The sequence below is a fragment of the Bradyrhizobium viridifuturi genome (genome assembly GCF_001238275.1).
Taxonomy (GTDB): domain Bacteria; phylum Pseudomonadota; class Alphaproteobacteria; order Rhizobiales; family Xanthobacteraceae; genus Bradyrhizobium; species Bradyrhizobium viridifuturi.
Genome location: NZ_LGTB01000016.1, coordinates 135,139 through 150,441 on the forward strand (window position 1 = coordinate 135,139; position 15,303 = coordinate 150,441).

Sequence of the window (15,303 nt, forward strand, 5' to 3'; positions counted from 1 at the left end):
GTTGCAGTGTTACCCATCGCCAGTCAGTCGCATCCGGCACGGGACGCGTTCGAGCATCGCGGCTGAACGCTCCGCTGGATGTGCGGCAGGTCACATTCGGTGAAGGGGAGATGAACCGATCAGGCCGCGACGGCACGCCGCTCGTCGACCAGCGCCGACAGCACCCGCGTCGCCTCGACGGTGCGCACGGTCATCGGCTCGTTGCGGCCGCGGATCGCGACCTCCTGCGCGGGCAGGGCATCGTCGGCGAGGCCGGCTGTGACGCGCACCTCGTCGGAAATGACGGCCTCGCAGGCCAGCGCCTTGGTCATGTCCTGCAGCCGTGCCGCGACGTTGACCGCATCGCCGAGCGCGGTGAACACCATGTGGTCGCGATAGCCGATATCGCCGACGATCACCTCGCCACCATGGATGCCGATGCCGAAGCGGATCGGCTCGCGCAGATCGTGACTGAGGAACTGGTTCAGCTCATCGATATTGGCTGCGATCAGCGCCGCGGCGCGCAGCGCCTGGCGGCAGGCCTCGTGCCGGTCGGAGGAGAGCCCGAACAGCGCCAGCATGCCGTCGCCGATGAACTGGTTGGGCCGCCCGCCGGCTTCCAGCACCGCTTGCGACACAGCGCCTAGGAAGCGGTTGACGATGAACACGGTGTCGAACGGCAACCGCTTCTCGGCGAGCTGCGTCGAGCCGCGCATGTCGACGAACATGCTGACGAGATAACGCTCCTGGCCGACCCGCGTCGGATTGCCGGCATGCGCGTTGGCCGACATCGTGCTCGGCAGGAACAACTGGAAGAAGGTCAGGTCGGAGGTCGGCCGCAACTGGCAGGCCAGCCGGATCGAGGGATCGTCGGTGCCGACCCGGTGCAGCACGAAGGCCTCGCGCGGCGAAGGTTCGGGCAGGGTGGCGTGATCGCCGATGATGCGGATGCGGCAGGTCGAGCAGCGCGCACGGCCGCCGCAGACGCTGGCATGCGGCACGTTGTAGCGCAGGCTCGCTTCCAGCACGCTCAGTCCCCTGGGCACCCGCAGCGTGCGGCCGTTGCCATAGGACAGTGCGATCATGCCGCCCCGGCGTTCCAGCAGGGTCCGCGCACCGCGCGCGAGCAGCACGAGGCCGAGCAGGCTGAGATAGCCGATCGTCAGGTCGTCGGTGATCTTCTCGAGCATGGCCCCCTGCGCCGCCGTGCCGAGCTTCTGCACCGACAACTCCTCGCGCCGCCAGTCGGGATCCTGGTAGTCGGCGATCGTGGCGCGACCGGCCTGGTAGATGCCGAGCATCGCCAGCGTCGGGATCAGCACGGCGGTGGCGAGCAGATAGGGCGCCGCGCGCTTGAAGAACGCGCGCATCCGCAGCCAGAAATACAGGCCGATACAGCCATGCACCCAGGCGATCACCAGCACCGCCAGCATCGTCCACAGCCGGTTCGGCGCTGCGATGAAGAACGTGTAGAGCTCCTGCGGATAGAGCTTCTCGTGCCCGTACAGGGTCTGGCCGAGCCGGACGCCGACGACGTGGGCGACGATCAGCATCGGGACGCTGAGGCCGAGGGTGAGCTGCAGCGGCTCGATCGCCTTCCAGTGGAACTCGCGCCGCTCAAACAGCGCCCAGATGCCGAGCGCGGCGTGCACCAGGCAGGCGGAATAGAACACGACCGCGACCGGCAGGAACTGCCAGAACTCGGTGTGGTAGTGCACCCCGATCGCCATCGCCTCGGTCGAGATGTTGCCGAGCGCATGGTTGAGGAAATGGCTGATCAGGTAGGCGAACATGATCGTCCCCGTGACCAGGCGGACCTGCCGCTGGCCGATGCCGCGGGCCATGTTCTGCAGGTGCTCGCGCGAGGGGGAGGCCATGTGATTCATGATCGGCAAGTCTAATGTTTAATTCCCGCGCTGAACACCACCACGGGTCCGGACGCGCCGGGACAGCGAGCCGCGCGGAACGTTGACACTCCGTTAAGAGTCGAACAAAAAGCGGCCGTGACGATAACCCAAGCCGGACCTGAAGCCGAACCTGGAGCCGATAACATCGGCGTTAAGCCGGCCCGTTCGCGGGCGCCGGACTGGCGTGGCGTCATCGCCGTGATCGTTGCCATGACCGCGATGCGGCTGGTCTATGCCCATGCGCTCGATCTGCGCACCGATGAGGCCTATTACTGGACCTGGTCGAAGGAAAACGTGCTGTCCTTCCTCGACCATCCGCCGATGGTCGCCTGGTTCATCCGCTTCGGCACCGCTGTTCTCGGCGACACCAATCTCGGCGTCCGCCTCGGTGGTATCGTGGCGATGCTGGTGACCCAGCTCCTGCTCGCCGACATCGTTCGCCGCGTCACGGCCAACAATATCCGCGCCGTGATGCTGGCGTTGCTGCTGCCGGAGGCCGCGCTCTACTACGGGCTGTTGATGGCCAAGGTCGCGCCGGATACGGCGCTGATCCCGTTTTCGGTGGCGATGCTGTGGTCGCTGGTGCGGCTCGCGCAGAGCGATGACGGGCGCTGGTGGCTCGCCGCCGGGCTGTTCGCAGGGCTTGCGCTGCTGTCGAAGTTTACCGCGATCATGTTCGCGCCGGCGGTGCTCGCCTTTGCGCTGGTGCCGGACTGGCGCTGGCGCTGGCTGCGCAGCCCGTATCCTTACCTTGCCGCGCTGATCGCGATCGTCTTGTTCTCGCCGGTGCTGATCTGGAATGCGGGGCATGACTGGGCCTCGTTCCGTTTCCAGGCGGTGCGCGCCACCGTCGAGCGCGATCTGACACTGCGCACCCTCGGCGAATTCATCGGCATGCAGTTCGGCCTGGTCGGCTTCGTGCTGCTGCCGGTGACGCTGTTCGCAACAGCGCTGACGGCATGGCGCGGCTATGCCAGGCGCGAGCCGGTGGCGATCCTGCTGGCGACCGCGGTGCTGGTGCCGTTCATCTACTTCCTCTGGAAGTCGCTGACCTTGCGGGTCGGCGATACCTGGCCGATGTTCCTGTGGCCGGCCGGCTTTGCGGCGGTCGCTATCAATTTGACGCGGATGCCGTTCGAGGGCTGGTCGACCGGTCTGGTCAAATCGACGATCTATTGGGCGCGGACCGCGATCACGACCGGCATCGCCTTCGTCGTCTGCGTGTTCCTCTATTACATGCTCGCGCCGTGGAATCTGATCGGCCGTACCGATCCGATCGGCACCGAGGCGGGCTACGAATTGGTGGCCGCGCATACCCTGGCGCAGGTCGAGGCCACCGGCGCGACCTGGGTCGCGACCACGGACTACCGCACCTATGCGATGCTGCGCTGGATGCTGCGTGGGCGGGTGCCGGTCGTCGAGATCAATGAGCGCGGCCGTTTCCAGGGTTTTGCCGATCCCGGCATGAGCATGATCCGGGATCACGTCGGCATCTATGTTGGGCGCGAGCCGGAGAACAATCTGCCGCTGTGGAACGAAACGTCAGCGGTGCGCCAGCCGCTGGAGCGCGTGACGCGGAGCTGGCGCGGCATGGTGATGGACACCTATTCGCTGGAGAAGATCTCAGGCTGGACCCCCGATCTGTCGCCGCCGCCGGACACCACGTTCTTCCGCTGGCGCGTGCTGGCGACGCGTCTTCCTTCTCCTTGCGGGAGAAGGTGGCGCGCATTCGCGCGCCGGATGAGGGGGCTCTCTCCGCAGGTGAGGTGCGCGTGGATGGATACCCTCACCCAAGCGAGTGGGTGACGGACCTGTCCCTGGCCTATCCCACGATGGGAGAGAACTCGTCCGCTGGTGGCTCCCTCACCCGCGCAACACACTCGATGTCGTCCCTGCGAAAGCAGGGACCCATACGCCGCAGCGGATGTTGTGAACGGAGCTCGTCCTTACAGCAACGCGAGATAACCAGCATCGGTGGTTATGGGTCCCTGCTTTCGCAGGGACGACAGCTGTGTTTGTCGCGAGACGGTTGATGGTGGCACGGCGCAAACGTGTCTCTGCCGACCCTGCGCCGCTATTCCTCTTCCTCCCGCTTGCGGATCAAATCCTTCGCCAGGTCGGTCAGCGCGGGGCGGGGCAGGGCGTCGAAGGGGAGCGGGCGGGTGATGTCGATCGCGGCGAGGCCGAGGCGGGCGGTCAACAGGCCGTTGAGCATGCCTTCGCCGAGCCGCTGCGAGAGTTTGGCCGCGATGCCGTGGCCGAGCATCTGCTGGATCAGGCTGTCGCTTGCGGCCATGCCGCCGGTGATCGCGAGATGCGCGATCACATGGCGCAGCAGGCGGATCATGCCGAGCGCGCCGGGCCGGCCGCCATAAAGCCGCGCCAGTTGCCGGATCATCCGCAAGCTCGCCACGAACACGAACAGCACATCGAACAGCGCGCGCGGGCTGACCGCGGTGACGACGGAGACGCGCTGCGCCGCCGCCGACACCAGCCGCCGCGCCTCCTCGTCGAGCGGCGTCATCAATTCGCGCTCGGCGAGGCGGATCATGTCGGCGCCGTCGATGATATCATCGGTGTGGCTCTGCAGCGCGCTGCGGGCGCGGGCGAGCTGCGGGGTGTGGTGCGCGAGCTTGAGCAGATCGGCGACCACAGTGCGGCTCGCGGCCCGGTCGTCGCTGATCAGCACCTCGGCGGCGCGCAAGTGCAGCTTCTCGATGGTGGCAAGCCGCGCCAGGCCGACCAGCTCGCGCATGGTGACGACCGCGAGCGCCACCGCAGCGACGACGGCGAGCGCCAGCCCAAGGAAGCCGAGGCCTTCGTTGCGCGCGAACAGATCCTCGACCAGGTTGATCACGCCAAGCCCGCTGCCGAGCACGACGAGGCCCGCGACCGCACTCCAGAACAGTGTGCCCCAGCGGAAGCCGCGACGCTCCGGCAGCAGCGGCGTGTCTGTCGGCACCGGCAGTTGTGCGGGCTCGGCCTCGGGCACGATCTGGATCGTGCCGCGCGTGAGGCGGCCAGGCTCGTCCGGATCCATCACGACCACGCCGGGATCGTCGAGCTTGAACGTCGCCGGCCGCCGCGGGGGCGTCTTCTCGTTCATTGCAGTTTGTCTCCGATCAGGAACTGGAGGGCGCGGTCAAGGCGGATGTGAGGCAGCGCCGGCTCCGCATCGCCGCCTCGTTCCAGCTTCGGCGGGCGGAAGCGCAGGAAACGATAATCGGCCGCGTTGGTGTCGCCGCTGGAGAGGCCGCGGAAGCCGCCGTTGAACAGCTCCTCCGGATTGTCGGGCAGGTCGCCCGGAAAGGTCGCTACCTCCGTCTCGCCATCAAGCCGCTCGCCATTGGCGACTTCGCCCGGCGCCGGCGTGCCGAGGATCGAGGGCAGCTTATCGCGGCCACGCTGGACCTGCGCCTCGCGAGTGGCGCGCACCGCGGCGAGCGCGACGACGTCGATCTCGGCGCCGGCATATTCGGCGCGCTCGGCGGCCCTCGCCACGATCCGCCGCAGCACGGCTTCGAGCCGGTCGTGACTCTGGTGATGCAGGTGGTCGGCCTTGGTTGCCGCGAACAGGATGCGGTCGATGCGCGGCCTGAACAGCGCGCTCAGGATCGTGCTGCGGCCGATCCGGAAGCAGTCGAGAATGCCGGCGAGCGCCGCTTCGAGATCGTGCAGCGCCTCGGGGCCGGCATTGAACGCGGCGAGCGCATCCGCCAGCACGATCTGGCGGTCGAGCCGCGCGAAATGGTCGCGGAAGAACGGCCGCACCACGACGTCCTTGTAGGCCTCGTATCGCCGTCGCATCATCGCCCATAGCGAGTGATCGGGCGCGCTGCCGTCGATGGGCACATCGAGCGGCGCGAAGGTCAGCGCCGGCGTGTCGGCGAGGTTGCCCGGCATCAGGAAGCGGCCGGGCGGCAACAGGCTCATCGCGAAGCGCTCGTCGCGGCAGGCGCGTAGATAGTCGGTGAACAGCCGTGCCTCGGTGAGCGCGGCCTGCTCGTCCTCTCTCGCCTCAGGCTTCAGCGTTGCGAGATGGGCGTGCCAGGGCGCCGCAAGTTTTGCGCGCAGCGGCTCGCGCGACAATGCAAGGCTCTCCGCCGACCACTGCTCGTAGCTCTTGCCCAGCAGCGGCAGGTCGAGCAGCCATTCGCCGGGATAGTCGACGATGTCGAGGGTCAGCGTGCGGTCTGCGCCGTTTTGCCGCTGATATTCGATCACGAGGCGAAGCTCGGAGATGTCGGTGGTCGAGGTCGGCCAGGTCCGCTCCTCGACCAATGTCCGGACATGGTTCTCATAGGCGAAGCGCGGCACCGCATCGTCGGGCTGCGGCGCGAGGTAGGCGCGCGCGATCCGTCCCGAGGCATAGGCCTCGAACACCGGGAAGCGGCCGCCGCGGGTCAAGCCGTGCACCAGCGCGGTGATGAACACGGTCTTGCCGGCGCGCGACAGGCCGGTGACGCCGAGCCGCACCGTCGGGTTGAACAAACCCTCGCCATAGTCGAGCAGCGCCCGCGCCGAGAGACGGGCTTCCTCGACGATATCTCGAAACCTGGGGGGCATGGAGGGTTAACGAAGACCCGGCAGGAGGGACCAAAAGGGGCGGGCGATCACCCGCAAGGTGGCGATTATCGGGCCAAAATCAAGCTTCACATTTCCGGCGCCTTTGCAGGCGAGGGAGGGGCGAGGGGATTGCAGGGGATTGAACGCGTCACGCCACCCGCGCTACCCATATCAATAGGCCCACAGGAAAGCCTGCATGACGGTCTTCCGCCTGAAGCAACTTGCCTCGACCTCGATCCACGCGGCCGGCGTTGCGCTGTGGAACTACGACCGGGCCGAACTGATCGCCGACGGCGTCGTTCATCTGGTCGGCGTCGCTTTCGGGCTGGTTGCCGCCACAGCGCTGATCGTGCTGACCGCGGTCTATGCCGGCCCGTTCGACGTCGCCGTGGTGTCGGTCTATGTCGCGGGCCTGCTCGCGATGCTGACGCTGTCGGCGACCTATAATCTCTGGCCGGTGTCGCGCGCCAAATGGATCCTGCGGCGCTTCGATCATTCCGCGATCTATCTGTTGATCGCCGCGACCTACACGCCGTTCATCGTGGAACTGAAGGACAGCTATTTTGCGATCGCGCTCTTGGTCGGCGTGTGGTGCGTGGCGATCGTCGGCATCTGGCTGAAGCTGCGTTATCCCGGCCGCTTCGACCGCCTCTCGGTCGGGCTTTATCTCGCGATGGGCTGGAGCGGCATCATGCTCTACGACCGCGTCGTGAAGGCGCTGCCGACGATGGCGCTCGGCTTCGTGCTGGCGGGCGGCATCCTCTACAGCCTCGGGGTGATCTTCCATTCCTGGCGGCGGCTGCGCTTCCAGAATGCGATCTGGCACGGCTTCGTGCTGCTCGGGGCCGCCTGCCACTATACGGCGGTGTTCGACGTCGTGCTGGCGAGCTGATCTGCCCACCGGCGCTGCGCGAAAGACCGGGCCGGCCTCTCGAAAAGATCATGCATCGGCACAAGATGCGCTATCATGATCGCTCTGTTTGAGCATGACGCCGGCTTTCCGGATCATGCGCTGAAATCAAGATATCGGGAGGATGGCCATGCAGGTGGCAGGTAAAGTGGTGGTGGTCACCGGCGGTGGCAATGGCATCGGCAAGGCGCTTTGCGAGGCGTTCCATGCCGCCGGCGCTTCCAAGGTCGTGGTGGTCGACCTCGATCATGCCGCGGCTGAGAAGGTCGCAGGCTCGGTCGGCGGCGCCGCCTTCAAATGCGATGTCGGCCAGGAGAAGAACGTCCTGCATGTGATCGAGGAGACCGAGCGCATGTTCGGCCCGATCGCGCTGTTCTGCTCCAACGCCGGCATCGGCGGCGGCTTCGACCCGCTGTCGAAGAATGCCGGCGGCACCTCGGACGAGCCATGGTCGCGGAGCTGGGCGATCCACGTGATGGCGCATGTCTATGCCGCGCGGCATCTGGTGCCGCGCATGAAGACGCGCGGCGAGGGCTACTTCCTCAACACGATCTCGGCCGCGGGCCTCTTGTCCCAGGTCGGCAGTCCCGCTTACTCGACCACCAAGCACGCCGCGGTCGGCTTCGCCGAAAACCTCGCGATCTCGCACCGCGCCGACAACATCAAGGTCTCGATCCTCTGCCCGCAGGGCGTCGACACCAACATGCTGCGCTCGATCCCGAAGGGCCCGCAATCCGGTGACGGCGATCTCACCGCGGAGCAGGTCGCGCAGGACGCGCTGAGGGGCATCGAGCAGGAGACCTTCCTGATCCTGCCGCACCCGCAGGTGCTCGGCTACATGCGCAAGAAGACCGAGAACTACGACCGCTGGATCGGCGGCATGGCCAAGATCCAGGCCAAGATGCGCGAGAGCCACGGGAAGTGACGGCCAGCGAATTCGCGTCGCGCGTGTGAGATGAGCACCCTGGTCAGGCTCCCTCTCCCCTTGCGGGAGAGGGGTGGCTCCGGGCGAGATGATCGATCGAAGCGTCGCCATCGCAATTTCGCTCGCGCGTCGTTGAAGCGTCGAGAGAGCACCCGTGTGGTACCCTCTCCCCAACCCTCCCCCGCAAGGGGGAGGGAACCCGTCTGCAAGTGCATCCCTCACTTCGGTGAGATGGTTGTGTCGCTGATCGCGCCGTCACTTGATCAGTGCAATTGCTTCGCGAAACCGGGGATGCTCAGCGGTTTCCAGCCATTCGAACACCACCATCTCGGTGGTCACGATCTCGGCGCCGTGCCGCTCCATGCGGCCGATCGCAGTGTCCTTGTCTTCGGCGCGGCGTGAGCCCAGCGCATCGCGCACGACATAGATCTTGCGGCCGGCGTCGATGAGGCCGAGCACGGTCTGCTGCACGCAGACATGCGCTTCGCAGCCAGCGACGACGATGTGCCTGTCGGGTGGGATCGCGCCGAGGAATTCGCGCTCGCGGACGGCATCGAAGGTCATCTTGTGGATCAGTCGCGCGTCGGTGGTCGCGAGCTCGGCGACGGTCGCGCCGAGGCCTTTGGCATTCTGCTCGGTGAAGACTGCGGGAATGTCGACGAGCCCGGCCATGTCGATCAATCGCCGTGCATTCCTCACTGCTGTCGTGCCCTGATCGATCGCGGGCATCAGGCGGGACTGGAAGTCGACGATCAGCAGCAGCGACTGTCTCGGATCGATCGTCAGCATGGCTTCACTCCTTACCGAGTTGCGCGACCTTCTCGCGGAGATAGGCGTCCATCAGGTCGGGCGCCGAGGCGCCGAACATTCGGATGCGGCCGGTGTGCAGCAACAGCAAGAGGCCGGTGGCGTGGGCAAAGCAGTCCACCATGGCCGTATTCGCCTTTTGCCTGGACGCGCCGAGCGCCTCGGCGGCTTCCGCGATCGGATGCAATGCTGCCTCCAGCGCGGCGTTCAGCGCGTGGTCGCGGTCATGGCCGAGCCCGGCCGGCTTCATGCCGCCGCGAAACAGGTAGAAGCCGAGATCGAGGTCGCGCGGGTTGTCGGCATAGTAGCGGAAGAAGCCCATCCCGGCGGCGTGCAGCCGCTGCTTGGCGCCGCGCGTGGTCGCGACTGCCGCGCTGACGGCGTCGCCGAGCGCGGCCAGCGACTGCCGCAGCACCTCGGCATAGATCGCCTCCTTGGAATCGAAATGGAAATACAGCGCCGCCGGGGTGTAACCGGCCCGGGTCGCGATCGCCCGCAGGCTCGCGCCCTCGAGGCCTTCTTCGGCGAACACGCTGCGCGCCGCATCGAGGATCAGCTCCCGCTTGTGGCGGCTGACCGCCTCCTTCCTGCTCTCGCGCATCTGCATCCGGTCGAATCCGTCCTTGACTCAATTCTAACAGTGTTCAATAATTTAACAGTGTTAGAATAAACAAGCAAGGGAGAAGCGCCATGCTGATGACGGCCGCGGACTACCGGGAATCTCTGCGCCGCTACCGACCGCGGGTGTTCGTCAATGGCGAGGCGGTGGCGAGCGTCGCGGACGAGCCCTTGCTGGCGCCCGGCATCGCCGGTGTCGGCGTGACCTATGATTTCGCGCACCACGCCGAGCACACGGCGATCATGACCGCACGGCAGGCGACCTCCGGCAAAACCGTCAACCGCATGCTCCACATCAATGAGAGCTCGCAGGACCTGCTCTACAAGCTCGAGGCGGTGCGGCTGGTGTGCCGGACATCAGGCTGCGCCCAGCGCTATCTCACCCATGACGCGCTGAACGGGCTCTATCAGGCGACGAAGCTGACCGACGATCGCCACGGCACCGACTACAGCCAGCGCTTCCTCAACTATCTGCACGAGGTGCAGGACCAGGACTTGACGCTCGGCGTTGCCATGACCGACGCCAAGGGCGACCGCTCCAAGCGCCCGGGCCTGCAGGCCAATCCAGACGTCTATGTCCACATCAGGGAGCGCCGCCCCGACGGCATCGTGATCCGCGGCACCAAGGCGATCGTGACCGGCGCGCCCTACATGCACGAGTTCCTGCTCATGCCGTGCCGCACCCATGTGCCCGATGACAAGGATTTCGCGGTGTGTTGCGCGGTGCCGATCGATGCGCCAGGCGTGACCATCGTCGCGCGGCCCGCCGGCCGGCCCGGCGATGCCAGCGCAAAGTTCTCGGCGAAGTACGGCCAGTCGGTCGGCGTCGTGATCTTCGACGACGTGTTCGTGCCGCACGACCGCGTCTTCCTCGCCGGCGAGACCGAGGAGGGCGGCTTCCTCACCACGTCCTATGCCACCCATCACCGCCACTCCTGCATCGGTGCACGCGCCGGCTTCGGCGATCTCCTGATCGGCGCCGGCGCCTTGATGATCGAGGCCAATGGGCTCGATGCCGAGAAGCACGCCCATATCCGCGAGGCGATGGTCGAGTTGATCACGATCACAGAAAGCTTCTATGCCTGCGGCGTCGCGTCCTCGGTCTATTGCACCAGGGATCCGGCGGGCTCGGTGATGCCGGATGCGGTGTTCTCCAACATCGGCAAGCTGCTGCTGGCAACCAAGATCTACGACATGCACCGCGTCGCGCATTACGTCTCCGGCGGCTTGATCGTCGCGCTGCCGGGACCCGACGAGGACCATAATCCGGAAACGCGCGCCTCGCTCGCCGCCGTGATGGGCGGACGTCCGGACATTCCAGCCGAGCAGCGCGCCGAGGTGGCGCGGCTGATCGAAGACCTCACGGTCTCGCATGAAGCCGGCTGGTACTCGGTGATCTCGCTGCACGGCGGCGGCTCGCCGGAAGCCATGAAGCGCGAGATCTGGCGCAATTATCCCGTGATGGAGAAGGCCGAGCTGGTCGAAAATCTGCTCGGCCGCGGGTTGGTCGACGAGGGCCAGCGTGTGTCGAAGCAGCCCGGCCGCTGCTGCGCCACGGGCTGCGAGGTGCCGGCACCGTCAGTGCAAACGTTGGAACAGGAGCAGGAGCGTGAAAATCTTCTCGTGAGGTGAGCGCACTGATCGGGCTCCCCCGCAAGGGGGGAGGGAACCCAGCCGCCGGGTGCCTTCCTTACGCGTGCGCAAGAGCCGCGTCTCGCCGCTCAGCTCTTCTGCGTGTAGAGCAGCGGCACGGCGGAATCGACCATCACCTCGATCAGGCTGGCGCCTTTCGCCGACAAGCCACGCTTGTAGGCGTCCGCGAGCTCGGCTGATTTCGCCACCCGCACCGCGTCGCAGCCCATGCCTTCGGCGAGCTTGACGAAATCGATGCCGGGCAGGTCGAGACCCGGCACGTTGCGCACCTGCATCACCTGGCTGAATGAACGCATCGCGCCATAGCCGGAATTGTTCATCACGACGACCGTCAGCGGCAGCTTGCGCTGGGCTGCAGTCCACAGCGCCTGGATCGAATACATCGCCGAGCCGTCGCCGATCAGGCAGACCGTGCGCCCCTCGCGCCGGCCGAGCGCCATGCCGACCGCCGCCGGCAGGCTGTAGCCGAGGCCGCCGCTCGCCATGGTGTAGAAACTGTCCTGGCCACGCATCGGCATCGCCTTCTGCATCAGCGGGCGATGCGACGGCACTTCCTCGACCAGCGCATCGTGCGGTCCCATCGCGGCCGAGAGCGCGTGCAGCGCGTATTCGGCGGGAATGGGATCGCCGGCCGCGGGCGCCGGCGGCAGGATGCGGCCCGCAGGTGCCGTGCGCCTGGTCTCGGGCAGCAGCTCGAGCAGCGCCGACAGCGCCGGCTTCATCGTCGCGATGATGCTGTGGCCGGTCGGCGTCATCGCAGCGGCATCGGGATCGTCGGTGATCTGGAAGATCGTGGTCGCGCCGTCGAAGATCGCCGCATGGCCCTCGACATGGAAGGTGAACACCGGCGCGCCGACCACGACGACGAGATCGTGCTCGCGCAGCGCATCGGAAAGCTGGCCCGGTGCGGCATGCAGGAAGCCGGCGAACTGCGGATGCCGCTCGGGGAACGAGCAGCGTGCCGAGAACGGGCTGGCCCAGACCGCAGCCTTGGTCTTCTCGGCGACCTTGACCATGAGATCAACCGCCTCGGCGCGATCGACGGACGGGCCGACGACGAGGGCAGGGCGCTTGGCCTCGCCGAGCGCGGCCACCAGTGCCCGCATCGCGGCGGCATCAGGGCCAACCTCGCGGCTGACCTGACGGGCGTCGAGCGGTTGCGTCGCATGCGCCCAGTCGTCGATCGGCACCGAGACGAAGGTCGGCCCGCAGGGCGGCTGCATCGCGACGTAGTAAGCGCGCGCGATCGCGGCCGGCACGTCCTCGGCGCGCGCCGGCTCGACCGCGAATTTGACGTAAGGCCGCGGAAATTCCGAGGCGCGCTCGGCATAGAGGAAGGCCTGCAGCGGCATGATCGAGCGCGCCTGCTGGCCTGCGGTGATCACCATTGGGGTCTGGTTGCGATAGGCGTTGTAAATGTTGCCGAGCGCGTTGCCGACGCCGGCCGCCGAATGCAGGTTGACGAAGCCGGCATTGCGGGTCGCCAGCGCATAGCCGTCGGCCATGCCGACGACGGAGGCCTCCTGCAGGCCGAGCACGTAATCGATGTCATCGGGCCAGTCGCTCAGGAACGGCAGCTCGGTCGAACCGGGATTGCCGAACACCTTCTTGATGCCCCAGGCGCGCAGCAGGCCGAAGGTGGCGTCCTTGACGGTAACGGTCTTGCCTTTGCTGGCGGCGGGTTTGCGCGACGACATCGGGCGGCTCCCATTTGGTGTCTTGTTACGTTCCGTCATTGCGCGCGGCAAAAGCGGAAAGGCAATCCACCTGTCGATGGATTGCCTGGCCATGTCAAGCCGCCGCGCCCATGGTTGCCGCGGCAACGGCCGAAATTGAGCGGCTAATTGGCCTTCGCGAGCGCGGCGGTCTGCTTGGCGAGCTGCTTGTCGAAATCCTGCTCCAGCCCCGCCACATAGCTGGCGTTTTCGCCCGGCTTGACGAACGGGTTCGGCGCACCGTCCTTCATCTGCGCGCGCTTGGCCTGCATGTCGTAAACCTCCGGATGCGGCCCGAGCAGCACGTCGACCTTCATCGTCTTGACCTTCGCGAAGGTCGAGCGGTAGTCGTCGACGATCCCGGGATAGGTCGGGCGGCCGACCAGCCGGTTCAGCGCCACCGTTCCGCTGCAGAAGAACAGCACGTCGCGCGTCTCGCCGCCGTCCTTCACGGTCATCTCCCAGCTGGTGCAGCCCGGCGAATGGCCGGGCGTGGCGTGCGCGGTCAGCGTGGTGTCGCCGAGCGTGACCTTGTCGCCTTCCTTGACCGTGCGGTCGACCTTCACAGGCGTAAAGGCAAGATCGGCGTTGCTCTCGTCGCCGGGATAGTAGCCGCCCTCGAGCAGGGGCTTGTCGCGCTCGCCGGCGATCATTTGTGCGCCGGTCTCCTGTTTGATCTCGGCAAAGCCGCCGGTGTGATCGAGATGGGCATGGCTGTTGAGGATGATCTTGATGTCGGCGACCTTGAAGCCGAGCTTCGTGATGTTGTCCTTGATCATGCCGGTCGACTGCTGCATCGCAGTGTCCATCAGGATCAGCCCTTGCGAGGTCTTGATGATGTAGACGGCGATCCCGTCGGTGCCGACATAGTAGATGTTGTCGATCAGCTGGTACGGCTCGAACGGTGCAGTCCATTTCTTCATGACCGTGGCCATGAAATCCTTCAGCGTCTGTGCCTGCGCACCGGTTGCGATCAGCGCGAGCGCGCACAGCGCGGCTGCGATCGTCCTCATGGTTGTCTCCCTGCCTGTTATTGTTCGTGCACGGGCCGCACTATGCGTGCTGGCAACGCCGGCGGCAAGCGGCGGACGGCAGGCCGCCGGTCAGGGTGCCCCGCCGTCCGGCGCATGCCTGTTCCGCTGGTCAGCTGGCGTACTGCGCGATGCCGTTGCCGAACGACCAGTTCTCCTTGACGACCTCGACCAGGTTGATGACGACATCGTCGGGCCGTCCCTGCAACTGGCTCTGATAGTCGTCCACGATCCGCTTGTAGAACGCCTTCTTCATCTCGACCGTGCGCCCGGCGTTCATGGTGATCTGGATGAAGATGAGATCGTCGCTGTAGCTGTTGCCGAGATAGTTGTCGGCATGGTTCAGGTCGCCGCGGTCATGCTCGGTGATGACCTGAAACTTGTCATTCTCGGGCACGTTGATGGTGTCGCGCATCGCCTTGTAGACGATCTCGCCCAGCGTCTTGCGATATTCGGCGGACGTGCCGCGCTTCAGGTCGATACGAACGAATGGCATGGTGGTCTCCCGTGTTATGCGGGGCTGGGCCATAACAGACCCGCGTGATCGAAATGCTTCATTGGTCTGACGGCGATTGTGTTGTCCGCTTCGTCGTTGGTCCCGAAGGGGTCAGCGGCTCGCCTTGAAGGTGTCCCATCGCGCGTCGCGCTCTGTTTGATATTTGGGTGTCCGCTCTCCAACCATGTCCTCGCGACGGACCGGCTCGCCACAAGACTCGCAGACCGGGCCGAGCCCGGCCGGCTTGCCGCAGACGAGGTGCGTGTAGGTCATCGCGCGGCCTTCCTTCGGTGACTTGCACCAGGTCTCACCCCAGGCGCGCAGCGCCATCAACACCGGAAAGAACGCCGTGCCCTTCTCGGTCAGGTGATATTCGTGGCGCAACGGACGCTTGTTGTAGACGCGCCGCGTCACCAGGCCGTCCGCTTCCAGCTTCTTCAGCCGCGCCGTGATCATCTGCGGCGTGCCCCCGGTCTGCGCCTGAATCTCCTCGAAGCGATGACTGCGCGCGAACAGCTCGCGCAAAACCAGTACAGTCCAGCGGTCGCCCACGACGGTCTCGGCGCGGGCGACCGGACACAGCGTTTGGTCAGTCCTGTTGTCCTTGATTTTGGCCATCACGATTACTTCATCGAGCTTGTTACTATGATTATCATAGCAATATGGCCCGTCATCATCGCGAATGCAATGGGCCGC

At 66.1% G+C, this 15,303-nt stretch carries 13 protein-coding genes; 4 read left to right on the plus strand and 9 right to left on the minus strand.

Annotated features, from left to right (window positions below; genetic code table 11):
- Positions 1-119 precede the first annotated feature (119 nt).
- Positions 120-1,856, minus strand: a complete 1,737-nt coding sequence (locus ALC15_RS16680; RefSeq protein ID WP_050628207.1) for an adenylate/guanylate cyclase domain-containing protein — start codon at positions 1,854-1,856, stop codon at positions 120-122.
- Positions 1,857-2,096: 240 nt separating this feature from the next.
- On the opposite strand from ALC15_RS16680, the gene ALC15_RS16685 reads away from it, so the two are divergent.
- Positions 2,097-3,692, plus strand: a complete 1,596-nt coding sequence (locus tag ALC15_RS16685) for a glycosyltransferase family 39 protein (RefSeq protein WP_162240492.1) — start codon at positions 2,097-2,099, stop codon at positions 3,690-3,692.
- 268 nt (positions 3,693-3,960) lie between these two features.
- Here ALC15_RS16685 and ALC15_RS16690 read toward each other — a convergent pair whose 3' ends face one another.
- A complete protein-coding gene (locus ALC15_RS16690) occupies positions 3,961-4,992 on the minus strand; it encodes a YcjF family protein (RefSeq protein WP_050628173.1) in 1,032 nt (343 codons plus the stop codon).
- The gene (locus ALC15_RS16695) at positions 4,989-6,452 is read right to left on the minus strand and encodes a YcjX family GTP-binding protein (protein WP_050628174.1); all 1,464 of its coding nucleotides are present in this window, start codon (positions 6,450-6,452) and stop codon (positions 4,989-4,991) included. The genes ALC15_RS16690 and ALC15_RS16695 overlap by 4 nt, the downstream gene beginning before the upstream one ends.
- Before the next feature lie 196 nt (positions 6,453-6,648).
- Between ALC15_RS16695 and trhA the strand changes: the two genes are divergently transcribed.
- Together trhA and ALC15_RS16705 are read left to right on the plus strand one after the other, a co-directional pair.
- The gene (trhA, locus tag ALC15_RS16700) at positions 6,649-7,344 is read left to right on the plus strand and encodes a PAQR family membrane homeostasis protein TrhA (RefSeq protein ID WP_050628175.1); all 696 of its coding nucleotides are present in this window, start codon (positions 6,649-6,651) and stop codon (positions 7,342-7,344) included.
- A gap of 148 nt (positions 7,345-7,492) precedes the next feature.
- On the plus strand, positions 7,493-8,287 hold the full coding sequence (locus ALC15_RS16705; protein WP_050628208.1) for an SDR family oxidoreductase: 795 nt from the start codon (positions 7,493-7,495) through the stop codon (positions 8,285-8,287).
- A 255-nt stretch (positions 8,288-8,542) separates the two neighbouring features.
- Here ALC15_RS16705 and ALC15_RS16710 read toward each other — a convergent pair whose 3' ends face one another.
- Together ALC15_RS16710 and ALC15_RS16715 are read right to left on the minus strand one after the other, a co-directional pair.
- Entirely contained in the window at positions 8,543-9,076 is a 534-nt protein-coding gene (locus ALC15_RS16710; RefSeq protein ID WP_050628176.1) for an isochorismatase family protein, read from the minus strand.
- A 4-nt stretch (positions 9,077-9,080) separates the two neighbouring features.
- Positions 9,081-9,701 carry a TetR/AcrR family transcriptional regulator gene (locus ALC15_RS16715; protein WP_050628177.1) on the minus strand — a complete coding sequence of 207 codons (621 nt, stop codon included), beginning with the start codon at positions 9,699-9,701 and terminating at the stop codon, positions 9,081-9,083.
- Between the two features lie 83 nt (positions 9,702-9,784).
- On the opposite strand from ALC15_RS16715, the gene ALC15_RS16720 reads away from it, so the two are divergent.
- Positions 9,785-11,344, plus strand: a complete 1,560-nt coding sequence (locus ALC15_RS16720) for a 4-hydroxyphenylacetate 3-hydroxylase family protein (protein WP_050628178.1) — start codon at positions 9,785-9,787, stop codon at positions 11,342-11,344.
- Between the two features lie 89 nt (positions 11,345-11,433).
- Here ALC15_RS16720 and mdlC read toward each other — a convergent pair whose 3' ends face one another.
- The 4 genes from mdlC to ALC15_RS16740 all read right to left on the minus strand — a co-directional run bounded on the left by mdlC (position 11,434) and on the right by ALC15_RS16740 (position 15,225).
- On the minus strand, positions 11,434-13,062 hold the full coding sequence (mdlC, locus tag ALC15_RS16725; RefSeq protein ID WP_050628179.1) for a benzoylformate decarboxylase: 1,629 nt from the start codon (positions 13,060-13,062) through the stop codon (positions 11,434-11,436).
- A gap of 143 nt (positions 13,063-13,205) precedes the next feature.
- Entirely contained in the window at positions 13,206-14,093 is an 888-nt protein-coding gene (blaBJP, locus tag ALC15_RS16730; RefSeq protein ID WP_050628180.1) for a BJP family subclass B3 metallo-beta-lactamase, read from the minus strand.
- Positions 14,094-14,223: 130 nt separating this feature from the next.
- Positions 14,224-14,607 carry a tautomerase family protein gene (locus tag ALC15_RS16735; protein WP_050628181.1) on the minus strand — a complete coding sequence of 128 codons (384 nt, stop codon included), beginning with the start codon at positions 14,605-14,607 and terminating at the stop codon, positions 14,224-14,226.
- A 111-nt stretch (positions 14,608-14,718) separates the two neighbouring features.
- A complete protein-coding gene (locus ALC15_RS16740) occupies positions 14,719-15,225 on the minus strand; it encodes a winged helix-turn-helix transcriptional regulator (RefSeq protein WP_050628182.1) in 507 nt (168 codons plus the stop codon).
- Positions 15,226-15,303 lie beyond the last annotated feature (78 nt).

What these genes read in the sequence shown, in the direction of transcription:
- ALC15_RS16680 (WP_050628207.1), bottom strand. Translation starts at nt 1,856, where the DNA reads ATGGCCTCCCCCTCGCGCGAGCACCTGCAGAACATGGCCCGCGGCATC.
- ALC15_RS16685 (WP_162240492.1), top strand. Translation starts at nt 2,097, where the DNA reads ATGACCGCGATGCGGCTGGTCTATGCCCATGCGCTCGATCTGCGCACC.
- ALC15_RS16690 (WP_050628173.1), bottom strand. Translation starts at nt 4,992, where the DNA reads ATGAACGAGAAGACGCCCCCGCGGCGGCCGGCGACGTTCAAGCTCGAC.
- ALC15_RS16695 (WP_050628174.1), bottom strand. Translation starts at nt 6,452, where the DNA reads ATGCCCCCCAGGTTTCGAGATATCGTCGAGGAAGCCCGTCTCTCGGCG.
- trhA (WP_050628175.1), top strand. Translation starts at nt 6,649, where the DNA reads ATGACGGTCTTCCGCCTGAAGCAACTTGCCTCGACCTCGATCCACGCG.
- ALC15_RS16705 (WP_050628208.1), top strand. Translation starts at nt 7,493, where the DNA reads ATGCAGGTGGCAGGTAAAGTGGTGGTGGTCACCGGCGGTGGCAATGGC.
- ALC15_RS16710 (WP_050628176.1), bottom strand. Translation starts at nt 9,076, where the DNA reads ATGCTGACGATCGATCCGAGACAGTCGCTGCTGCTGATCGTCGACTTC.
- ALC15_RS16715 (WP_050628177.1), bottom strand. Translation starts at nt 9,701, where the DNA reads ATGCAGATGCGCGAGAGCAGGAAGGAGGCGGTCAGCCGCCACAAGCGG.
- ALC15_RS16720 (WP_050628178.1), top strand. Translation starts at nt 9,785, where the DNA reads ATGCTGATGACGGCCGCGGACTACCGGGAATCTCTGCGCCGCTACCGA.
- mdlC (WP_050628179.1), bottom strand. Translation starts at nt 13,062, where the DNA reads ATGTCGTCGCGCAAACCCGCCGCCAGCAAAGGCAAGACCGTTACCGTC.
- blaBJP (WP_050628180.1), bottom strand. Translation starts at nt 14,093, where the DNA reads ATGAGGACGATCGCAGCCGCGCTGTGCGCGCTCGCGCTGATCGCAACC.
- ALC15_RS16735 (WP_050628181.1), bottom strand. Translation starts at nt 14,607, where the DNA reads ATGCCATTCGTTCGTATCGACCTGAAGCGCGGCACGTCCGCCGAATAT.
- ALC15_RS16740 (WP_050628182.1), bottom strand. Translation starts at nt 15,225, where the DNA reads ATGGCCAAAATCAAGGACAACAGGACTGACCAAACGCTGTGTCCGGTC.